Origin of the sequence: Bailinhaonella thermotolerans (assembly GCF_003594875.1) — a bacterium.
Classification (GTDB): Bacteria; Actinomycetota; Actinomycetes; order Streptosporangiales; family Streptosporangiaceae; genus Bailinhaonella; species Bailinhaonella thermotolerans.
In genome coordinates this window covers 1-22,194 of the sequence record NZ_QZEY01000033.1, presented here as the reverse complement: position 1 = coordinate 22,194, position 22,194 = coordinate 1, and the positions used below count along the sequence as shown (strand labels likewise).

The window sequence follows — 22,194 nt, the reverse complement described above, 5'->3', positions numbered from 1 at the left end:
CGGCGGCTCGGGGGGCGGACACTGGCGGCTGGGGGACGCCGGCGGCTCGGCGGGGCGGACGCCGGGAGGCTCTACAAGGCGCGGGCGTCGCGGCGGAACTCGGCGTAGTCCCGGTAGTAGTCGGCCGGGTCGTAGAGCTCCGAGACGAGCCACAGGCCCACGGCGTCCGGGGTGAAGTCCACCATGTCCCGCCAGATCATCGGGCCGACGTAGAGGCCGCGGCCGGGGCTGTCGAGGCGGAAGCGCGCGGACGCGTGACCGTCGTCCACGACCACGTCGAAGGCGCCGTGCAGCGCGACGATGAGCTGGCGGAGCCGGCGGTGCCCGTGCGCGCCCCGGGCGGCCCCGTCCGGCACGCCGTGGATGTAGTAGACCCGGCGGATCTCGAAGGGCACGTCGCGCCCGCCCTCGACCACGGTGAGCCCGCCGCGGTCGTCGGAGTGGTCCGGCAGATCGATGAGACGGCAGGGGTCGACACGCCCGACAGTGGTGGACACATCCGTAATCTAAGCGGCGGCCGCGCGGCCGGCACACCCCTAAGGCCGTGCCTAGGGGTTGCCTCCCCCATCGGCGGCGATCACCGTTGAAACCATGATTCCGCTGCTCAAGGTACCCATGTCGGATCGGGCCCCCGCCGCGGTCGCCGAGGTCGTCGGCAGCGGGTTCGTCGGCCAGGGGCCGCTTGTCGAGGAGTTCGAGGCCGCCCTCGCCGCCAAGCTCGCGAACCCGCGGGTCGTCACCGTCAACAGCGGCACGTCCGGGCTGCACCTGGCGCTGCATCTGCTGGCGGGGGACGACGACGGGCCGGACGGCCCCGGCGAGGTGCTGACCACGCCGCTCACCATGGAGGCCACCAACTGGGCCATCCTCGCCAACCGGCTGCGGATCCGCTGGGTGGACATCGACCCGGCGACGCTCAACGTCGACCTGGACGACCTGGCCCGCAAGATCACGCCGCGGACCCGGGCGGTCATGGTGGTGCACTTCGCCGGCTACCCCGTGGACCTGGACCGGCTGCAGACCATCCTGGACGAGGCGGAGGCCCGCGTCGGGGTGCGCCCGATGGTGATCGAGGACGCCGCGCACGCCTGGCGCGCCACCTACCGGGGGCAGCCGATCGGCGGCACGCACGGCAACATCACGGTCTTCAGCTTCCAGGCGGTCAAGCACCTGACCTGCGGCGACGGCGGCCTCATGGTGCTGCCGAGCGACCAGCTCCACCAGCGGGCGAGCCTGCTGCGGTGGTTCGGCATCCGGCGCGGCGCCGACCGGCTGCGCAACCCCCCGGACGTGCCCGAGTGGGGCTTCAAGTTCCACCTGACCGACATCAACGCCGCGATCGGGCTGGCCAACCTGGAGTACGCCGAGGGCGTGGTCGCCCGGCACCGGGAGAACGCGGCCTTCTACGACGCCGCGCTGGCCGACGTGCCCGGCCTGGAGCTCACCGAGCGCGCGGCCGACCGCGAGTCCTCGTTCTGGATCTACCCGATGAAGGTGGAGGACCGGGAGGGCTTCATCAAGCGGATGGACGCCGCCGGGATCATGGTGAGCAACGTCCACGAACGCAACGACCTGCACACCTGCGTCCGCGAGTACCGCTCCGCGCTGCCCGGCCTGGACCGGATCGCCGACCGGATCGTCTGCGTCCCGGTCGGCTGGTGGGTGACGGACGAGCAGCGCGAGTTCATCGCCGACACCATCGCCTCCGGCTGGTGACCACGCGCCGGCCTCCCCCGGCCGCCGGCCCCTGAGCCTGGACGGCGGCCGGGACGCCGCCGTGCGGCCCGCGGGCGTACGGCGGGCGAGGGGCGGCGGGATCAGGGGAGCAGGGCGCGGCGGAGGGCGGCGAAGTGGTCCTCGGCGATCCGCCGTACGACCGGGAAGCCGCCGCCGAGCAGCACGACGCCGTGCGGCACGCGCGGGTATACCCGCAGCTCGGTGTGCACCCCGGCGGCGAGCAGGCGGCCGGCGTACTCGATGCCCTCGTCGCGCAGCGGGTCGTACTCGGCGGTGGCCACGAATGCCGGAGGCAGCCCGGACAGGTCCGCGGCGCGGATCGGCGCCGCGTACGGCGACACGCCGGGCCCGCCGGGCCGTACCCCGTCACCGAGGTAGTGCCGCCACATCAGCTCGTTGGCCGGCCGGTTCCAGACCGGGGTGTCGTCGAAGGCGCGCATCGAGGGGGTGCCCATCCGGTCGTCGGTCACCGGCACGTCGAGGTACTGGAAGCGGAGCGGGGGCCCGCCGCGGTCCCGGGTGAGCAGGGCCAGCACGGCCGCGAGGTTGCCGCCCGCGCTGTCCCCGCCGGCGGCGATCCGCGCCGGATCGACCCCGAGCTCCGCCGCGTGGGCCGCGGTCCACTCCAGGGCGGCGTAGGCGTCCTCGGGCGCGGCCGGGAAGGGGTTCTCGGGGGCGAGCCGGTAGTCCACGGAGATCACCACCGTGCCGACCTCGTCGGCGATCCAGGCGGTCCACGCGTCGTGCGTGTCCACGCCGCCCGCGACGAAGCCGCCGCCGTGGAAGTACAGCAGCGCGGGCAGCGGTGGCGTCGCCGCCGCCGGGGTGTAGACCCGCACCCGCAGCTCGCCGCCGGGGCCCGGGATCATCCGGTCGGCGACCTCCAGCGGGCGGCGCGGCACGTATCGCGGCAGGTCCTCCGGTACGGCGGCGCGCACCGCGGCCACGTCCGAGAGGTCGATCTCGACCTCCTCGAACACGGCGAGCGCGGGTGCCAGCTCCGGCTCGAAGTCGTACTTCCCCGCGTACTTGACGGTGGTCACCCGGCCTCCTCATACGTACGATCGTCTTGACCGTAAGCCCGCCCTGACGATCGCGTCACCCCGCCCGCCGCCGAATAGGGGCCCGCCCGCGGCGTGGTTCCGGCCGGATAAGGGACCCGGATTAGGGGAGGGTAGGGGCTGCCCCGGATCTCCCCCGCGAAAGAGAATCACTGCACGGTGACGTCTCCGGGAGGGAGTCCGGCGGTGCGGATCATCGCGTTACGCCGTACCGCCGCCGCTCTGGTGGCCGCGGTGCTCGCGCTCACGCCGGCGGTGCCGGGCGAGGCGGACCAGGACCCGGCGCGGGGCTCCGCGCGCGAGGTCCGCGAGGTCGAGGTCCCCGGGCTCCGCGAGCCGGTGCGGCTGGTGGTGGACCGCTGGGGGGTGCCGCACCTGTACGCCCGCAACACCGACGACGTGTTCCTGGCGCAGGGGTACAACGCGGCGCGGGACCGGCTGTTCCAGCTCGACCTGTGGCGGCGGCGCGGCCTGGGGCTGCTGTCGGCCGCCTTCGGGCCCCGCTTCGCCGAGAAGGACCGGGCGGCCCGGCTGCTGCTGTACCGCGGCGACATGCGGCGGGAGTGGGCCGCGTACGGGCCGGGCACCCAGCGTGCCGTGACCGCGTTCGTCCGCGGCGTCAACGCCTACGTGGACTGGGTCAACGCGCACCCGGAGGCGCTGCCGCCGGAGTTCCGCCGGCTGGGCCACCGGCCGGACCGGTGGCGGCCCGAGGACGTGGTGCGGATCCGCAGCCACGGGCTGGTGCTCAACGCGTACGCCGAGGCGCTGCGCGCGTCCGCGATGTGCGTCGGCGGCCGGCCGGCCGCGCGGGCCCTCGTGCGCCTGGAACCCGAGCACGAGCCCCGGGTGCCCGACGGGCTCGACCCGTGCGACGTGCCCGCGGACGTGCTCGACACCTACCTGCTGGGCACCACGCCGGTCGCCTTCGACGGCGTCACGGTACGGCCCGCGCCGTCACCGGCGTCGGGCGGGTCGAACGCCTGGGCGGTCGCGCCGTCGCGGAGCGCCACCGGCCGGCCGATCCTGGCCGGCGACCCGCACCGGGCCACCCCGGCGCCCGCGCTGCGCTACGTCGCCCACCTGTCCGCGCCCGGCCTGGACGTGATCGGCGCCGGCGAGCCCGCGCTGCCGGGGATCTCCATGGGCCACAACGGCCGCGCCGCCTTCGCGCTCACCGTCTTCGGCGCGGACCAGGAGGACCTGCAGGTCTACCGGCTGCACCCGGACGACTCCGGGCGCTACCTCTACCGCGGCCGCTGGGTGCCCTTCACCACCGTGCGGGAGGAGCTGCCGGTGGCCGGGGAGGCGGCCCGCCAGGTGACGCTGACCTTCTCCCGGCACGGCCCGGTGCTCAAGGTGGACGAGACCCGCAAGCTGGCGTACGGCCTGCGCACCGCCTGGTCCGAGCCGGGCACCGCGCCGTACCTCGTGGGCCTGGACGCCATGACGGCCAAGAGCTTCGCGGAGTTCGCGGCCAAGGCGCGGCGCTGGGCGGCCCCGCCGGAGAACCTGGTCTACGCCGACACCTCGGGCGCCATCGGCTGGGTGCCCGGCGCGCTGGTCCCCCGGCGGCCCCGGCACGACGGGCTGCTGCCGGTGCCCGGCGACGGCCGCTACGAGTGGGCCGGCTTCCACGACGGGGCCGAGCTGCCCCGGGTGAGCGATCCCGAGAGCGGCTTCGTCGCCTCCGCGAACGAGTACAACATGCCGCCGGGGCACCCGGTGCGCGTCGGCTACGAGTGGGAGGCGGCGGCGCGCCGCGACCGCATCGCGGACGTGCTGTCCGGCTCGGCCCGGCACACCCCGGCCGGCATGGCTCGGCTGCAGCGTGACCAGGTGGACGGGTACGCCCGGCGGATCGTCGCGGTGCTGCGCGACATCCAGGCGGGCGACGACCCGGAGACCGCGGCGGCGCTGCGGCACCTGCGCGGCTACGACGGCACGGCGAGCGCGGACTCCCCCGGCGCGGCGCTGTTCGAGCCCTGGCTCAGCGGGCACCTGGCCCCGGCGTTCCTGTCCGAGCTCGTCTCCCCGGCGGTGGCCGCCCGGGTGCCGCGCGCCGACGTCCGGCAGGTGATCGACGCGCTGGAGCGGCCGGACCGCTGGTTCGGGGCGGGCGGTGCGGAGGCCCGGGACCGGCTCGTACGGCGGACGCTGCGCGCGGCGTATCTCGAGGTCCGCGGCCGGCTCGGCGACGACCCCGCCGCCTGGCGGTGGGGGGACCTGCACCACGCGCTGTTCCCCCACGCTTTGGGCCGGCACGTGGGCCCGTTCCCCCGGGGCGGCTCCGCGTCCACGGTGGACGCCTCGACCTACCTGCGGGGCGCCTACCGGTCGCTGATCGGCGCGCCGTACCGGATGGTGCTGGACGTCGGGCGCTGGGACGAGTCGACCTTCGTGAGCGCCCCCGGGCAGTCCGGGGACCCGGCGAGCCCGCACTACTCCGACCTCGCCGCCGCCTGGCGGTCCGGCGCCCAGGTGCCGCTGCTCTACAGCCCGGCCGCCGTGGCGCGGAACACCGAGAGCGTCATCACCCTGGTGCCGGCGGCGGCCGGCCGCGGCTGACCGCCCCGGCTCCCGGGCCTCCCGGCCTCCGGCCTCCGCACTTCCCGGTTTTCCGGCTTCCCGGCTTCCCGGCTGCGAACGAACGACGGCGGAAGGAACGATGTGGACGAACGTTGGATCAAAAGATTCCATCCCGCGCCCGGCGCCCCGGCGCGGGTGGTCCTGCTGCCGCACGCGGGCGGCGCGGCCAGCGCCTACTTCAAGCTGTCCGCCGCGCTGCACCCGGCGCTGGACGCCCACGCGGTGCAGTACCCGGGGCGGCAGGAGCGCCGCCACGAGCCGCCGCTGACGGACGTGCGGAGGCTGGCCGCCGCCGTCGCCGACGCGCTCCCCGGCGACGACCGGCCCACGGTGCTGTTCGGGCACAGCATGGGCGCGGTGGTCGCCTTCGAGCTGGCCCTGCTCCTGGAACGGCGCGGCGCGGCCCCGCACGCGCTGGTCGCCTCGGGCCGCCGCGCCCCGTCCACGTACCGGGACGAGTGGGTGCACCGGCGGGACCGCGCCGGGGTGGCGGCCGAGCTGCGCGGGCTGAGCGGGACCGACCCGGTGTTCCTCCAGGACCCGGAGCTGTTCGAGATGGTGCTGCCGGCGTTGCGCGCCGACTACCGGGCGGTCGAGACCTACGAGTGCGACCCGGGCGCGGCGGTCGGCTGCCGGCTGGTCGCCTTCGTCGGCGACGACGACCCGAAGACCACGGTCGAGGAGGCCGGCGCCTGGAGCCGCCACACCACCGGCGGCTTCGACCTGCGGGTCTTCCCCGGCGGGCACTTCTACCTGGACGACCAGGTGGCCGAGGTGACCGACGCGCTCATCGCGCTGGCCGGGTGAGCCGCGCCGCCCCAGAAGACGTCACCGCGCCGCCCGGGTGAGCCACGCTCCCCGGGCGGCCTCGCGTTTCCCCGGCGGCCCGTGCTCACCGGGGGCCGGCGTGCTCAGCGGGGCAGCCGGACGAGCCAGTCCTCGATCACCGCGGCGGTCTGCCGCGCGTCGGACTCCAGCATGCTGAAGTGGTCGGCGTCCACGTCGCGCACCGCCGTACCGGGGTCGAGGACCGGCCGCCAGCCCTCGCCCGCGCCCCCGGCCGGGCCGCCGGGCGCCGCCACCCCGCGCGCCGCGCGGATGAACAGCGTCGGCGCCGGCAGCTCGACCGGCCGCCACTGGGAGAGCAGCGCGGCGTACCACCCCATCGCGGACAGCCGGGCGGCGGTGAACGGGCCGAACGCGGCCTCCCGGTCGAGCAGGCCGCGCACGATCGACGACCAGACCTCCGCGCCCTCCCCCGTCCCGGGGACGTGCGTGTCCAGGAGCACCACCCCGGCCGGGCCGCGCCCCGCTTCCGCCAGCGCGGCGGCGAGCGCGTGCGCGAACACCCCGCCCGCGGAGTACCCCACCAGGGCGTACGGCTCCGCGTCAGCCTCGGCGCCGCCGGCCACCGCCCGGGCCAGGCCGTGCACGAGGGCGTCCAGCGAGTCCGGCAGGCCCTCCTCCCGGACGAAGCCCGGCACCGGCAGCACGGCGAGGTCGCGCACGTCGCGGAACTCGGCGGCCAGCGGCACGAACTGGTGCGGCCCGCCGAAGGCCATCGGTGAGTTCACGCAGAGCAGCCTCGGCCTGCGCGGGCCGGTGGCCAGGGCGACCTGGGCGCGGGCCGGGGCGTCGGCCGCGGCGTACCGGGGGCGGACCGCGGCGGCGGCGTGCAGCAGCGCCATCCCCTCCTCGATCCGGCCGGCGTCCACCGCCGCGCGGAACAGGCCGCTCAGCGTCTCCGCAGCGCCCGGCAGGTCGTGCGCGGCCGGCGTGCCGCCGTCGGGCCGGGCCGGGCCGCCGGGCACCGCGTTCCCGCCCTCCGGTCCGCCGTCGGCCGCGGCCGCCAGCGCGGGGGCGAGTTCCCCGGCCAGGGCCCGGGCCAGCGCCCGGACCGTCGGGTAGTCGAAGGCGGCCGTGGCCGGCAGGCGTACCCCGGTGTGGGCGTTGAGCGCGTTGCGCAGTTCCATGGCGGCCAGCGAGTCCACGCCCAGCCCGACCAGGTCCGCGTCCGGCTCGACCGGATCCGGGTCCGCGTGGCCGAGCACCGAGGCCGCCCGCGCGCGCACCAGGCCGACCAGCTCGGCCTCCCGCGCGGCGTCGTCCAGCCCGGCCAGCCGGCGCAGCAGGGCCGCGGGGTCCGGGCGGGCCGCGCCGGATCGGGCGCGGGTACCGGCGGCGCGTCTCCCCTCCCCCGCACCGGCCAGGCCGCGCAGCGCGGCGGGCAGGTGCTCGGGCCGGTGCGCGCGCAGCGCGGCCACGTCCCATCCGGCGGCCATCACCACGGCGCGCGTGCGGTCGGCCGTCACCAGGTCCAGCGCGGAGAGGCACACGTCGGCGGGCAGCGGCCGCAGTCCCTCGCGGGCGATGCGGTCGCGGTCGGCGCGGGAGCCCGCGCCCATCCCCGCCTCGGTGTCCCAGACGCCCCAGGCGATGGAGATGGCGGGCAGGCCCGCGGCGGCCCGCCGTACGGCGAGGGCGTCCAGCGCGGCGTTGGCCGCGGCGTAGTTGGCCTGGCCCGGCCCGCCCACCTGGCCCGCGACCGAGGAGAAGAGCACGAACCTGGCGAGGTCGCGCTTCCTGGTGAGCTCGTGCAGGTGCCACGCCCCGTCCAGCTTCGGCCGCAGCACCGCGCGGAGGCCGTCCGCCGTCTGCGTCCTCAGCAGCCCGTCCTCCAGCACCCCCGCCGTGTGGACCACGGCGCGCAGGGGGTGGGCGTCGGGGATGCGGTCGAGGAGGGCGGCGAGGGCGTCCCGGTCGGCGGCGTCGCAGGCGGCGACGGTGACCTCGGCGCCCAGTTCGGCCAGCTCGTCGCGGAGTTCGGCCGCGCCCGGGGCGTCGATCCCCCGGCGGGAGGTCAGGAGCAGGCGCCGTACGGCGTGCTCGGTGACCAGGTGGCGGGCGAGCAGGGCACCGAGGCCGCCGGTGCCGCCGGTGATCAACGTGGTGCCGTCCGTGGGCCAGGGCCCGTCCGCGTTCTCCGGAGTGGAGGGTTCGGCCCGCGTCAGGCGCGGCACCCACATCCGGCCGCCGCGCACCGCGACCTCCGGCTCACCCCGCCCCAGCGCCGCCGTCACCACGGGGTCGGGACCGGACGGCGGATCGCCGCCGGGGTCCAGGTCGACGAGGGTGATCCGGCCAGGCTCCTCCGCCTGGGCGGACCGCACCAGCCCCCAGACCGCGGCCTGCGCCGGATCGGGGATCTCCCCGTCCCCCACGGCCACCGCGCCCCGGGTGACCACCACGGCGGGCCGGGCGTCCGCCCCGGCCAGCCAGCCTTGCAGGCCGGCGAGGACCGCGCCCGCGGCGTGCCGCGCCCGGACCGGAAGCCCGTCCGGGCCCTCGTCCTCGCCGGGAGCCGCCGTCAGGCCGGCGTCCAGCACCAGGACGTCTGCCCGCGCGGCGCCGTCCGTCCCGGCGGCGCCCGCGCCGTCCTCCAGCGACCGCCAGGCCGGCTCGTACAGCCACGGCGTCGCGCCGCCGGTCTGGCCGGGGGTGACCGCGCGGGCCTCCAGCGCGCCAACGGTCGCCACCGGGGCGCCGGTGCCGTCGGTCAGGTCCAGCCGGGTCACCTCGTCACCGCCGAGGCGGCGCAGCCGTACCCGCAGCGCGGTCGCGCCGGCGGCGTGGAGGGTGACGTCGTGCCAGTTGAAGGGGATCAGCGGCCCGTCCGCGCCGGTGTCCCCGGCGGCCAGCAGCGCGACGTGCAGGGCCGCGTCGAACAGGGCCGGGTGCAGGCCGTAGCCCGCGGGGCCGGCCGCGTCGGCGGGCAGCGCCACCTCGGCGAACAGCTCGTCGCCACGCCGCCAGGCCCGCGTGAGGCCGTGGAAGGCGGGGCCATAGCCGTAGCCGTGCTCGGCGAGGTCGTCGTACAGGCCGGTGGTGTCGAGCGGCCGGGCGTCCGGGGGCGGCCAGGCGTCGGGGAGGGGTTCCGGGGCGGCGGGTGCGGGCGTCAGGGTGCCGGTGGCGTGGCGGGTCCAGTGGCCCTGGCCGTCCCTGGAGTGGATGGTGATCTCACGCCGGCCGTCCTCGTCCGGCCCGCTCACGACGGCCTGTACGGCGACGCCGCCGCCCTCGGGGATGGGCAGGGGGGTGTGCAGGGTGAGCTCTTCGATGCCGGGGCAGCCGGTCCGCTCGCCGGCGCGCAGGGCCAGCTCGACGAAGCCGGTGCCGGGGAGGATGGGGGCGCCGTTGATGGCGTGGTCGGCGAGCCAGGGGTGGGCGGTCGCCGACAGGCGTCCGGTGAGGAGGACCCCGCCGTCGGGCTGCTCGACCACCGCGCCCAGGATCCGGTGGCCCGCGGCGTCCAGGCCGAGGGCGGCCGGGTCGGTCGCGGGGGCCGCGTCCAGCCAGTACCGGCGATGCTGGAAGGGGTAGGTGGGCAGCTCCAGGTGCCGGGTCCGGGGCCCGACCGGCCAGGCGACCCAGTCCACGGCGGTGCCGCCGGTCCACGCCCGCCCCAGCCCGGCCGCGAACCGGGCGGTCTCGTCCTGGTCGCGGCGCAGCAGCGCCACCACCGAGGCCGCCTCGGCTTCTGGGCCGGTGGTGAGGGTCTGTTCGATCATGGGGGCGAGCTGGGCGTCGGGCCCGGCCTCGATGAAGCAGCCGACCTGGTGCTCCCGCAGGTTGGTCACGGCGTCGGCGAACCGTACGGGCTGCCGTACGTGGTCCACCCAGTAGCCGGGTTCGGTGATCTCGCTGCCCGCGAGGCGGCCGGTGACGTTGGACACCAGGGGGATGGCCGGCTGGTGGAAGGTGATGGTTTCGGCGACCTTGGCGAAGTCGTCCAGCATGGGCCGCATCAGCGGGGAGTGGAAGGCGTGCGAGACCCGCAGCCTGCGGGTCCGATACCCGCGCTCACCGGCCCAGGCCACGATCTGGTCCACCTGCTCGGCCGCGCCGGAGACGACCACCGCGCCGGGGGCGTTGATCGCCGCGATCGCCACCTGCTCGTGCCCGGCGATGATGGGCGCGATGTCGGCCTCCCCGCACCCGATCGCGGCCATCGCCCCGCCCTCGGGAAGGACCTGCATCAACCGGCCCCGAGCGGCGACGAGGCGACAGGCATCGGCCAGGTCGAGCACTCCTGCGACATGCGCGGCGGTGATCTCCCCGAGGGAATGCCCGGCCACGTAGTCGGGTCGCACACCGAGCGACTCCAGCAGCCGGTACAGGGCGGTCTCGACCGCGAACAACCCCGCCTGCGCGAACACCGTCTGATCCAGCAATCCGCCGTCGCCGGCCTTGCCGGCGATCACGTCCCGCAGGGTGACCCCGCCCACGCCAGGAATCCCCGCCCCGGCGAGCTCGGCCTCCAACAGCTCACACGCCTCGTCGAAGGCGCGTGCGAACACCGGGAACGCCCCGTACAGCTCGCGGCCCATCCCCACGCGCTGGGCGCCCTGACCCGAGAACACCACGGCCGAACGGCCCGACCGCGCCCGGCCGCGCACGACCGGCGGGCCCGGCTCCCCCTCCGCGAGCGCGCGCAAGGCGGCGAGCAGGTCATCGCGGTCCGCCGCCGGAACCACCGCGCGGTACTCCAGAGCCGCACGCCGCGCCAGCCCGGCCGCCACGTCCAGCGGGTCCGCCTCGTCGTGCCCGGTCAGGAACTCCGCCAGCCGGTCGGCCTGCGCCCGCAGCGCCGCCTCCGACTTCGCCGACACCACGACCGGCACCGGCAGCACGGCGGGCGGCACCGCCGTACCCTCCGGCCCGTCCGGGACGGGGCCCGGAGCCGCGGAGCCGCCCTCAGGGGACGCGACCGGGGCGAGGTCCCGGTCGTCGCGCGGCTCCGGGGCGGCCGCGGGCTCGTCGGCGGGAGGTTCCTCCAGGATGACGTGGGCGTTGGTGCCCGAGATGCCGAAGGAGGACACCCCCGCCCGGCGCGGCCGGCCCTCGGCCCTCGGCCAGGGCCGGGACTCGGTCAGCAGCTCCACCGCGCCGCTGTCCCAGTCCACCTTGGACGACGGCGCGTCCACGTGCAGCGTCTTCGGCAGCGTCTCGTGCCGCATCGCCAGCACCATCTTGATCACACCCGCGACCCCGGCGGCGGCCTGGGTGTGGCCGAGGTTGGACTTGACCGACCCCAGCCACAGCGGCGACTCACGATCCTGGCCGTAGGTCGCCAGGAGCGCCTGGGCCTCGATCGGGTCGCCCAGCGCGGTCCCCGTGCCGTGCCCCTCCACGACGTCCACGTCCGAGGGCTTCAGCCCGGCCGAGGCCAGCGCCTGCGAGATCACCCGCTCCTGCGAGGGCCCGTTCGGCGCGGTCAGGCCGTTCGACGCCCCGTCCTGGTTCACGGCGGTGCCCCGGATCACGGCCAGCACCCGGTGCCCGCGCCGCCGCGCCTCCGACAGCCGCTCCACCACCAGCACACCGACGCCCTCACCCCAGCCGACCCCGTCGGCCGCCTCGGCGAACGCCTTGCACCGGCCGTCCGGCGCCAGTCCCCGCTGCCGCGAGAACTCCACGAACATGCCCGGGGTGGACATCACGGTCACCCCGCCGGCGAGCGCCAGATCGCACTCCCCCGTGCGCAGCGCCTGCACCGCGAGGTGCAGCGCCACCAGCGACGACGAGCACGCGGTGTCCACCGTGACGGCGGGGCCGCGCAGGCCCAGGGTGTAGGCGACCAGGCCGGAGACGATGCTGCCGCTCGACCCGCCGGTCGCGTAGTCGTGGTACATCAGCCCGGCGAACACCCCGGTGGCCGTGCCCGTCAGGGCCGTGGGGTCGATCCCCGCGTGCTCCACGGCGGTCCAGCACACCTCCAGGAACTGCCGCTGCTGCGGATCCATCTCGTACGCGTCGCGGGGGCTGATCCCGAAGAAGGCCGGATCGAAGTCGGCGGCGTCGTAGAGGAAGGAGCCCTCGCGGGAGTAGGTGCGGCCCGGCCTGCCGGGCTCCGGGTCGTAGACGCCGGGGTCCCAGCCCCGGTCGTCCGGGAAGCCGGCCGTGGCGTCCCGCCCCTCGGCCACCAGGTCCCACAGCGCCGCCGGGGAGGTCGCGCCGCCCGGGTATCGGCAGGCCATCCCCACGATCGCGATCGGCTCCCGGGCGCGCTCGGCCAGCGCGCGGTTCTGCCGGCGCAGCCGGGCCGTCTCCCTGAGCGAGGCGCGCAACGCCTCGACGAGCCTCCCGTCGCCCTCTGCCATCTCGTCACCCATCCTCGGCCCCGTTCCCCGGGTGCCCGCCGTCCAGCGCCATCCTGATCAGGTCCTCGGTGTCCAGCTCGTCGATCACGTCGCCGTCCGCCGCCTCGTCCGATCCCGCGGCCGGGGCCGGCGCGGCCGTCCCGCGTGCCCCGGCGAGCTCCAGCAGCCCGTCCAGCAGCCCGGCCGCCCGCAGCGCCGACAGCGGCACGGTCCGCAGCGCCTTGCGGACGGCCGCCTCGTCCCCGTCGAGCCCGTCGCCTCCGGCGACGCCGTCGGCCCCGCCGCCGGTCCGCGGCGCGATCCGCCCGGTCAGGTACTCGACGACCGCCCCGACCGACGGGTGATCGAACACCAGCGTCGCCGGCAGCCGCAGGCCCAGCGCGGCGCCCAGGCCGTTCCGCAGCTCGACCGCGGCCAGCGAGTCGAAGCCCAGCTCCTGGAAGGCCCGGTCCACCGGCACGGACGCGGGCGAGTCGTGGCCGAGCACCAGGGCGACCCGCTCCCGCACCAGCTCGGTCAGCCGTTCCCGGCGCTCCGCCGGGGCCAGCGCGGCCAGCCGCTCCGCCCGCCCCTCGTCCGAGGCCGCCGCCGCGCGCCGTACGGCGGGCGCCAGCCCCCTCAGGAGCGCGGGCACGCCGTCCGCTCGGGCGCGCAGGGCGGCGATGTCCAGCCGGATCGGGGCCACCATCGCGGCGTCCACCCGCCGCGCCGCGTCGAACAGCGCCAGGCCCGCGTCCACCGGCAGCGGCGACATGCCCCAGCGGCGGATCCGGGCCAGGTCGTCGTCGCCCAGCCGCCGCTGCATCCCGGCCTCGCCGCCCCACAGCCCCCAGGCCAGCGACCGCGCCGGCAGGCCCAGCGCCCTGCGGTGCTCGGCCAGCGCGTTGAGGAAGGCGTTGGCCGCCGCGTAGTTGCCCTGTCCGGGGTTGTCCACGAGCGACGCCGACGAGGAGAACAGCACGAACTCGGCCAGATCGAGGTCACGGGTGAGCTCGTGCAGGTGCCAGGCGGCGTCGGACTTGGGCCCGGCCACCCGGTCCAGCAGCCCGGGGGTCAGGTCGGCGAGTACGGCGTTCGCGCTGACCCCGGCGGTGTGGACCACGGCGCGCAGGGGGTGGGCGGCGGGGATGTGGTCGAGGAGGGCGGCGAGGGCGTCCCGGTCGGCGGCGTCGCACGCGGCGATGGTGACCTGGGCGCCGAGTTCGGTGAGTTCGGTGTGGAGTTCGGCGGCGCCGGGGGCGTCGGGGCCTCGGCGGGAGGTCAGGAGCAGGTGTCGTACGCCGTGCTCGGTGACCAGGTGGCGGGCGAGCAGGGCACCGAGGCCGCCGGTGCCGCCGGTGATCAGCGTGGTGCCGTCGACCGGCCAGGCCGTCGCGGGTTCCTCGCCGAGGCGGGCCCGCTCCAGCCGGGGTGCCCACAGCCGGCCGCCGCGCGAGGCGACCTGCGGTTCCCCGCTCCGCAGCACCGCGGCCGGCCCGGCGGCGTCCGGGGTCTCCGATCCCCGGGCGTTCCCCGGCTCCGGGTCCAGGTCGACCAGGACGACCCGGCCGGGGTGCTCGGCCTGGGCGGCGCGGACCAGGCCCCAGACCGCCGCGCCCGCCGGGTCCGGCGTCTCCCCGCCGGCCACCGCCACCGCACCCCGGGTGACCACCACCACCGGCCGCGGATCCTCCCCGGCCAACCGCTCCCGGAGCTCCGCCAGCACCGCCCCGACGCGCCGCCGTACCCGGTCCGGCATGCCGCCGTCCGGCACCCGCCCCGGTTCGGCCGGGTCCCCGTCATCGGCGGCGGTCACGATCACCGGGTCGGCGGGGACGTCGGGACCGGCGGGCGGGGCCGGCGGAACCTCCCGCCAGGCCAGCTCGAACAGCGACTGGGCGAGCGCCCCCGCCCCGGCCCGCGTCAAGGTGCCGGCCGGCCGGGAGGTCAGGGAGGCCACCGTCGCCAGCGGCTCTCCGGACTGGTCGGCGATCTCCACGACCAGCCCGCCGGACTCGTCAGGCGCGGGCGCGATCCGCACCCGGACGGCGGCGCCGCCCACGGCGTGCAGGGCCACCCCGTTCCAGGCGAAGGGGATCAGCGGGCCCCCGCCGCTCTCATCGCCCTCGCTCCCGGAGAGCAGGCTCGCGTGCAGGGCCGCGTCGAACAGGGCCGGGTGCAGGCCGTAGCCCGCGGGGCCGGCCGCGTCGGCGGGCAGCGCCACCTCGGCGAACAGCTCGTCGCCACGCCGCCAGGCCCGCGTGAGGCCGTGGAAGGCGGGGCCGTAGCCGTAGCCGAGTCCGATGAGGCGGTCGTACAGGCCGGTGGTGTCGAGCGGCTCGGCGTCCGGCGGCGGCCAGGCGTGGAGCCCCGCGGCGGACGCCGGGGTGGCGTCGGCGAGCACACCGGAGGCGTGGCGGGTCCAGTTCCCTTGTCCGTCCCTGGAGTGGATCGTGATCTCGCGCCGGCCGTCCTCCTCCGGGGCGCTCACGCTGACCTGTACGGCGACGCCGCCGTCGCCGGGGATGGGCAGGGGGGTGTGCAGGGTGAGTTCTTCGATGACGGGGGCGCCGACCTGGTCTCCGGCGCGGAGGGCGAGTTCGACGAAGGCGGTGCCGGGGAGGATGGGGGTGCCGTTGATGGCGTGGTCGGCGAGCCAGGGGTGGGTGGTGGCGGACAGGCGTCCGGTGAGGATGGCTCCGCCGTCGGGCTGTTCGACGACCGCGCCGAGGATGGGGTGGTCCGCGGTGCCCAGGCCGAGGGCCGCCGGGTCGGTCGCGGGCGGCGCGTCCACCCAGTAGCGGCGGTGCTGGAAGGGGTAGGTGGGCAGCTCCAGATGCCGGGTCCGGACGGCCGCGGTCCATCCGGTCCAGTCCACGGCGGCGCCGTCGGCCCAAGCCTGGCCCAGTCCGGTGGCGAGTCGCGTGGTCTCGTCGCGGTCGCGGCGCAGCAGCGCCACCACCGAGGCGGCCTCGGCTTCTGGGCCGGCGGTGAGGGTCTGTTCGATCATGGGGGTGAGCTGGGCGTCGGGCCCGGCCTCGATGAAGCAGCCGACCTGGTGCTCCCGCAGGCTGGTCACGGCGTCGGCGAACCGTACGGGCCGCCGTACGTGGTCCACCCAGTAGCCGGGTTCGGTGATCTCGCTGCCCGCGAGGCGGCCGGTGACGTTGGACACCAGCGGGATCACCGGCTCGCGGAACGTGATGGTCTCGGCCACGGCGGCGAAGTCGTCGAGCATGGGCCGCATCAGCGGGGAGTGGAAGGCGTGCGAGACCCGCAACCTGCGGGTCCGATACCCGCGCTCACCGGCCCAGGTGAGGATCTGGTCCACCTGCTCGGCCGCGCCGGAGACGACCACCGCGCCGGGCGCGTTGATCGCCGCGATCGCCACCTGCTCGTGCCCGGAGAGCACGGAGGCGATCTCCGCCTCCCCGCACCCGATCGCGGCCATCGCCCCACCGGCGGGAAGGGCCTGCATCAACCGGCCGCGAGCGGCGACGAGCCGGCAGGCATCGGCCAGGTCGAGCACCCCCGCGACATGCGCCGCGGTGATCTCCCCAAGCGAATGCCCGGCCACGTAGTCCGGCCGCACGCCGAGCGATTCCAGTAGCCGGTACAGGGCGGTCTCGACCGCGAACAGCCCGGCCTGCGCGAACACCGTCTGATCCAGCAGGTCGGCCGCGCCGGGCTCATCCGCGATGATCTGGCGCAGGCTCAGCCCACCGGCCAGCCCGCCCACGACCTCAGCGGCCTCGGAAGCGGCGAACTCGGCCTCCAACAGCTCACACGCCTCGTCGAAGGCCCGCGCGAACACCGGGAACGCCCCGTACAACCCCCGGCCCATCCCCGCACGCTGGGCGCCCTGACCGGAGAACACCACCGCCACCCGGCCCGACCGGGCCTGGCCCCGTACGGCCGAGGGCCCCGGCTCCCCGGCGGCCAGCGCCCGCAGGGCGGCCAGCAGGTCGCCGCGGTCCGCCGCCGGAACCACCGCGCGGTACTCCAGCGCCGCACGGCGCGCCAGCCCGGCCGCCACATCCACCGGATCGGTGTCGTCGTGCCCGGTCAGGAACCCGGCGAGCCGGTCGGCCTGCGCCCGCAGCGCCGCCTCCGACTTCGCCGACACCACCACCGGGACCGGCAGCGCGGCAGTACCAGAACCCTCGACCGGCGCCCCGTCCCCGGGAATGGCGGTGGACGGCTCCTCGGCCGGGGGTTCTTCCAGGATGACGTGGGCGTTGGTGCCGGAGATGCCGAAGGAGGACACCCCCGCCCGGCGTGGCCGGCCCTCGGCCCTGGGCCAGGGCCGGGGCTCGGTCAGCAGCTCGACCGCGCCGCTGTCCCAGTCCACCTTGGACGACGGGGCGTCCACGTGCAGCGTCTTCGGCAGCGTCTCGTGCCGCATCGCCAGGATCATCTTGATCACGCCGGCGACGCCCGCAGCCGCCTGAGTGTGGCCCAGATTCGACTTCACCGAGCCCAGCCACAGCGGCGACTCACGATCCTGGCCGTACGTGGCCAGCAGCGCCTGCGCCTCGATCGGATCGCCCAGGGCGGTGCCCGTGCCGTGGCCCTCCACGACGTCCACGTCCGAGGGCTTCAGGTCGGCGGCGGCGAGCGCCTGGGTGATCACCCGCTCCTGGGACGGCCCGTTCGGCGCGGTCAGGCCGTTCGACGCCCCGTCCTGGTTCACGGCGGTGGCACGCAGCACCGCGAGGACGGGGTGCCCGCGACGCCGCGCCTCCGACAGGCGTTCCACCACCAGCACACCGACGCCCTCACCCCAGCCGACCCCGTCGGCCGCCTCCGCGAACGACTTGCACCGCCCGTCCCCCGCGAGACCCCGCTGCCGCGAGAACTCCACGAACGCGTCCGGCGTGGCCATCACCGTCACCCCACCGGCCAGGGCCAGATCACACTCGCCGGAACGCAGCGCCTGCACGGCGAGGTGCAGCGCCACCAGCGACGACGAGCACGCCGTGTCCACCGACACCGCCGGCCCCTCAAGGCCCAGGGTGTAGGAGACCCGGCCCGAGATCGTCGCGCCGCCCGTGCCCGAGGGGGCGTAGTCGTGGTACATCACCCCGGCGAACACGCCCGCGCTGGTCTCGCGCAGCGACGTGGGGTCGATCCCGGCCCGCTCCAGCGCCGCCCAGGAGACCTCCAGGAACTGCCGCTCCTGCGGGTCCATCTCCGCCGCCTCACGGGGGCTGATCCCGAAGAACGCCGGATCGAAGTCCGCCGCGCCGTACAGGAAGCCGCCCTCCCGGGCGTAGGTGCGGCCGGGCTTGCCGGGCTCAGGGTCGTAGAGGCCGGTGACGTCCCAGCCGCGGTCGGCGGGGAAACCGCCCACGGCGTCCGTGCCGTCGAGCAGCAGCCGCCACAGGCGTTCCGGGTCGTCCACCCCGCCCGGGTAGCGGCAGGCCATGCCCACCACGACCACGGGATCGTCGGTGACCGCCGCCGGTCGCCGCGTCGCCCGCCGCTCCTCGCGCCCGCCGAGCAGCCGGCGCAGCACGAAGTCCGTCAGCGCGTTCACCGAGGGGTGGTCGAAGACCAGGGTCGCGGGCAGGGTCAGTCCGGCCGCCCGGCCCAGCCGGTTCCGCAGGTCCACGGCCATCAGCGAATCGACGCCCAGTTCCTGGAAGGCCCGGTCCACCGGCACCGACTCGGCCGCGCCGTACCCCAGCACCGCCGCCACCTGCGCGCGCACCAGCTCCGCCACGGTCGTACGGCGCTCGGCGGGGGGCAGCCCGGCCAGGCGGTCGGCGAACGAACCATCGGCCGCCGGTGCGTCGAGCGCGGCGCGGCGCCGTACGCCCACCAGGTCGCGCAGCATCGCGGGCAACCGCTCCGCCGACCTGGTGCGCAGCGTGCCGACGGACCAGCCGGCGGCGACGAGGACGCCGCGCCGGTCCATGGCCACCGCCCGGTCCAGGATGGCCAGGCCGACGGCGGCGGGCAGCGGGGTGAGCCCCTCCCGGACCATGCGGTCCCTGTCCCGGTCGGTCAGCCGGGCGGCCATGCCGTCCTCGGCCTCCCAGATGCCCCAGGCCAGCGAGGTCGCGGGCAGCCCGGCGGCGGCCCGCCGTACGGCGATCGCGTCCAGCGCGGCGTTGGCCGCCGCGTAGTTGCCCTGCCCCGCCGCGCCCAGGGTCCCGGCCAGCGAGGAGAACATCACGAAGTGGGTGAGGTCGTGCTTCTGGGTGAGTTCGTGCAGGTGCCAGGCGGCGTCCGTCTTGGGCCGCAGCACCGACTCCACCCGCTCGGCCGACAACGAGCCGATCACCCCGTCGTCGACCACCCCGGCGGTGTGCACCACGGCACGCAGGGGGTGGGCGTCCGGGATCCGGTCGAGGAGGGCGGCGAGGGCGTCCCGGTCGGCGGCGTCGCAGGCGGCGACGGTGACCTCGGCGCCCAGTTCGGTGAGTTCGTCGCGGAGTTCGGCCGCGCCCGGGGCGTCGATCCCCCGGCGGGAGGTCAGGAGCAAGTGCCGTACGGCGTGCTCGGTGACCAGGTGGCGGGCGAGCAGGGCGCCCAGGCCGCCGGTGCCGCCGGTGATCAGCGTGGTGCCGTCGGCGGGCCAGGCCGTCGTGGGTTCCTCGCCGAGGCGGGCCCGCTCCAGCCGGGGCACCCACGGCCGGCCGTCGCGGAAGGCCACTTCCGGCTCGTCGCCGGGCAGCGCCGAAGCCCACGCCGGCTGGGCGTCCCCATCGCTGATCGGGTCCGTCCCCGCCGGCTCCAGGTCTGCCAGCGTGATCCGGCCCGGGTGCTCCTGCTGGGCGGCGCGGACCAGGCCCCAGACCGCCGCGCCCGCCGGGTCCGGCGTCTCCCCGCCGGCCACCGCCACCGCACCCCGGGTGACCACCACCACCGGCCGCGGATCCTCCCCGGCCAACCGCTCCCGGAGCTCCGCCAGCACCGCCCCGACGCGCCGCCGTACCCGGTCCGGCACGTCGCCGCCGTCGTCCGCGGTGGCGTCGATCACGGCCACGGCGCCGTCCCGCGGCGCCGGTTCCTCCCCGTCTGCGGCGGGTCGCCACGTCACCTCGGTGACCCAGCGCGCCACCGACGCCGCCGCTCGCGTCGAGGGATCGGCGGCGACGGCGGGCCGGGACACGACGGAGGCCGCCGTGGCCACCGGGCCGCCGGAGGGGTCGGCCAGGTCCAGCCGGAACCCGCCGTCCGGCCCCGGGCGCAGCCGTACGCGCAGCGCGCCGGCCCCGGCGGCGTGGAGGGTGACGCCGTGCCAGTTGAAGGGGATCAGCGGACCGGCCGCTCCGGCGTCCTCCCCGGCCAGCAGCGCCAGATGCGTCGCCGCGTCGAAGAGGGCGGGGTGGAGGCCGTAGCGGGTGGTGGGTCCTGCGTGTTCGGGGAGGGTGATTTCGGCGTAGAGGTCGTCGTGGTGTTTCCAGGCTCGGGTGAGGCCGTGGAAGGCGGGGCCGTAGCCGTAGCCGTGGCCGGTGAGGCGGTCGTACAGGCCGGTGGTGTCGAGCGGCTCGGCGTCCGGCGGCGGCCAGGCGCCGAGACGGGACGCCGGGGTGACGGCGGAGGTGAGGGTGCCGGTGGCGTGGCGCGTCCAGTTCTCCTCGTCGTCCTGGGAGTGGATGGTGATCTCGCGCCGGCCGTCCTCCTCCGGGGCGCTCACGCTGACCTGTACGGCGACGCCGCCGTCGCCGGGGATGGGCAGGGGCGTGTGCAGGGTGAGTTCTTCGATGACGGGGGCGCCGACCTGGTCTCCGGCGCGGAGGGCGAGTTCGACGAAGGCGGTGCCGGGGAGGATGGGGGTGCCGTTGATGGCGTGGTCGGCGAGCCAGGGATGGGTGCCGGTCGACAGGCGCCCGGTGAGGATGGCCCCGCCGCCGGGCTGCCCGACGACCGCGCCCAGGATCGGGTGGTCGGCGGAGGTCTGGCCGAGCGCGGCGGGGTCGCCGGTGGGCGCGGGCCGCAGCCAGTACCGGCGGTGCTGGAAGGGGTAGGTGGGCAGGTCCAGGTGCCGGTTGTAGGTGCCGGACGGCCAGGCGGTCCAGTCGACCGTGGTGCCGTGGGTCCAGGTCTGGCCGAGTGCGGTGGCGAGCTGGGTGGTCTCGTGGCGGTCGCGGCGCAGGAGGGCGACCACCGAGGCGGCCTCGGCCTCGGCCTCGGTTTCTGGGCCGGTGGTGAGGGTTTGTTCGATCATGGGGGTGAGCTGGGCGTCGGGTCCGGCTTCGAGGAAGCGGGTGACCTGGTGCTCGCTCAGGGTGGTGATGGCGTCGGCGAATCGTACGGGTTGCCGTACGTGGTCCACCCAGTAGCCGGGTTCGGTGATCTCGCTGCCCGCGAGGCGTCCGGTGAGGTTGGACACCAGGGGGATGGCCGGCTGGTGGAAGGTGATGGTTTCGGCCACGGCGGCGAAGTCGTCGAGCATGGGCCGCATCAGCGGGGAGTGGAAGGCGTGCGAGACCCGCAGCCTGCGGGTCCGGTGCCCGCGCTCGCCGGCCCAGGTGAGGATCTGGTCCACCTGGTCGGCCGCGCCGGAGACGACCACGGCTCCGGGGGCGTTGATGGCCGCGATCGCCACCTGCTCGTGCCCGGCGATGATGGGCGCGATGTCGGCCTCGCCGCACCCGATGGCGGCCATCGCGCCGCCCTCGGGTAGGGCCTGCATCAACCGGCCGCGAGCGGCGACGAGCCGGCAGGCGTCGGGCAGGTCGAGCACTCCTGCGACGTGCGCGGCGGTGATCTCGCCGAGCGAGTGCCCGGCCACGTAGTCGGGTCGTACGCCGAGTGATTCGAGCAGCCGGTACAGGGCGGTCTCGACCGCGAACAACCCGGCCTGCGCGAACACCGTCTGATCCAGCAACCCGGCCGCGCCGGACTCATCCGCGATGATCTGGCGCAGGCGCAGCCCACCGGCCAGCCCGCCCACGACCTCACCCGCCTCGGAAGCGGCGAACTCGGCCTCCAGCAGCTCACACGCCTCGTCGAAGGCGCGTGCGAACACCGGGAAGGCTTCGTACAGCTCGCGGCCCATGCTCGCGCGCTGGGCGCCCTGGCCGGAGAAGAGTACGGCCGTTCGGCCCTGCCGTGCCCGGCCGTGTACGGCCGAGGGGGCGGGCTCTCCGGCGGCCAGCGCCCGCAGGGCGGCGAGCAGGTCGTCGCGGTCGGCCGCCGGGACCACCGCGCGGTGGTCCAGAGCGGCGCGGCGGGACAACTGGGCGGCCAGGTCGGCCGCGCCGGCCTCCTCGTGTCCGGTCAGGAACGCGGCCAGCCGGTCGGCCTGCGCCCGCAGCGCCGCCTCCGACTTCGCCGACACCACCACCGGGACCGGCAGCGCGGCCGTACTCATGACGACCGTCCGCTCCTCGGCCGGCTTCCCCTCCGGCGATTCCTCACCGGTCGCCTCGGCGGGGGGCTCGACGGTCGCGATGGCGGCGGACGGCTCGTCGGCGGGGGGTTCTTCGAGGATGACGTGGGCGTTGGTGCCGGAGATGCCGAAGGAGGACACCCCCGCCCGGCGGGGCCGTTCGCCGGTGCGGGGCCAGGGCCGGGGCTCGGTCAGCAGCTCGACCGCGCCGCTGTCCCAGTCCACCTTGGACGAGGGCGCGTCCACGTGCAGCGTCTTCGGCAGGGTCTCGTGCCGCATCGCCAGCACCATCTTGATCACACCCGCGACCCCGGCGGCGGCC

Annotated in this window: 7 protein-coding genes; 3 read left to right on the top strand and 4 right to left on the bottom strand. The window is 76.3% G+C overall.

Annotated elements, in window-relative coordinates; translation table 11 throughout:
- Positions 1 to 71: 71 nt before the first annotated feature.
- Positions 72 to 497 carry a sugar 3,4-ketoisomerase gene (locus D5H75_RS39910; RefSeq protein WP_242454788.1) on the bottom strand — a complete coding sequence of 142 codons (426 nt, stop codon included), beginning with the start codon at positions 495 to 497 and terminating at the stop codon, positions 72 to 74.
- 94 nt (positions 498 to 591) lie between these two features.
- Here D5H75_RS39910 and D5H75_RS39905 point away from each other — a divergent pair, with 94 nt between their 5' ends.
- Positions 592 to 1,716 carry a DegT/DnrJ/EryC1/StrS family aminotransferase gene (locus D5H75_RS39905; RefSeq protein WP_119931836.1) on the top strand — a complete coding sequence of 375 codons (1,125 nt, stop codon included), beginning with the start codon at positions 592 to 594 and terminating at the stop codon, positions 1,714 to 1,716.
- A 101-nt stretch (positions 1,717 to 1,817) separates the two neighbouring features.
- Here the strand turns inward: D5H75_RS39905 and D5H75_RS39900 are convergent, their stop codons facing one another.
- On the bottom strand, positions 1,818 to 2,780 hold the full coding sequence (locus D5H75_RS39900) for an alpha/beta hydrolase (protein WP_202638983.1): 963 nt from the start codon (positions 2,778 to 2,780) through the stop codon (positions 1,818 to 1,820).
- Between the two features lie 204 nt (positions 2,781 to 2,984).
- Here D5H75_RS39900 and D5H75_RS39895 point away from each other — a divergent pair, with 204 nt between their 5' ends.
- Positions 2,985 to 5,366, top strand: coding sequence for a penicillin acylase family protein (locus D5H75_RS39895; RefSeq protein ID WP_242454787.1), 2,382 nt, complete (start codon positions 2,985 to 2,987; stop codon positions 5,364 to 5,366).
- Positions 5,367 to 5,468: 102 nt separating this feature from the next.
- On the top strand, positions 5,469 to 6,194 hold the full coding sequence (locus D5H75_RS39890) for a thioesterase II family protein (protein WP_119931835.1): 726 nt from the start codon (positions 5,469 to 5,471) through the stop codon (positions 6,192 to 6,194).
- A 104-nt stretch (positions 6,195 to 6,298) separates the two neighbouring features.
- Here the strand turns inward: D5H75_RS39890 and D5H75_RS39885 are convergent, their stop codons facing one another.
- Both D5H75_RS39885 and D5H75_RS39880 read right to left on the bottom strand, forming a co-directional pair.
- Positions 6,299 to 12,547 (bottom strand): type I polyketide synthase, encoded by a 6,249-nt coding sequence (locus D5H75_RS39885; RefSeq protein WP_202638982.1) that lies wholly within the window; start codon positions 12,545 to 12,547, stop codon positions 6,299 to 6,301.
- Positions 12,548 to 12,551: 4 nt separating this feature from the next.
- Positions 12,552 to 22,194, bottom strand: a 9,643-nt coding sequence (locus tag D5H75_RS39880) for a type I polyketide synthase (RefSeq protein WP_119931834.1), incomplete at its 5' end; no start/stop codon positions are given.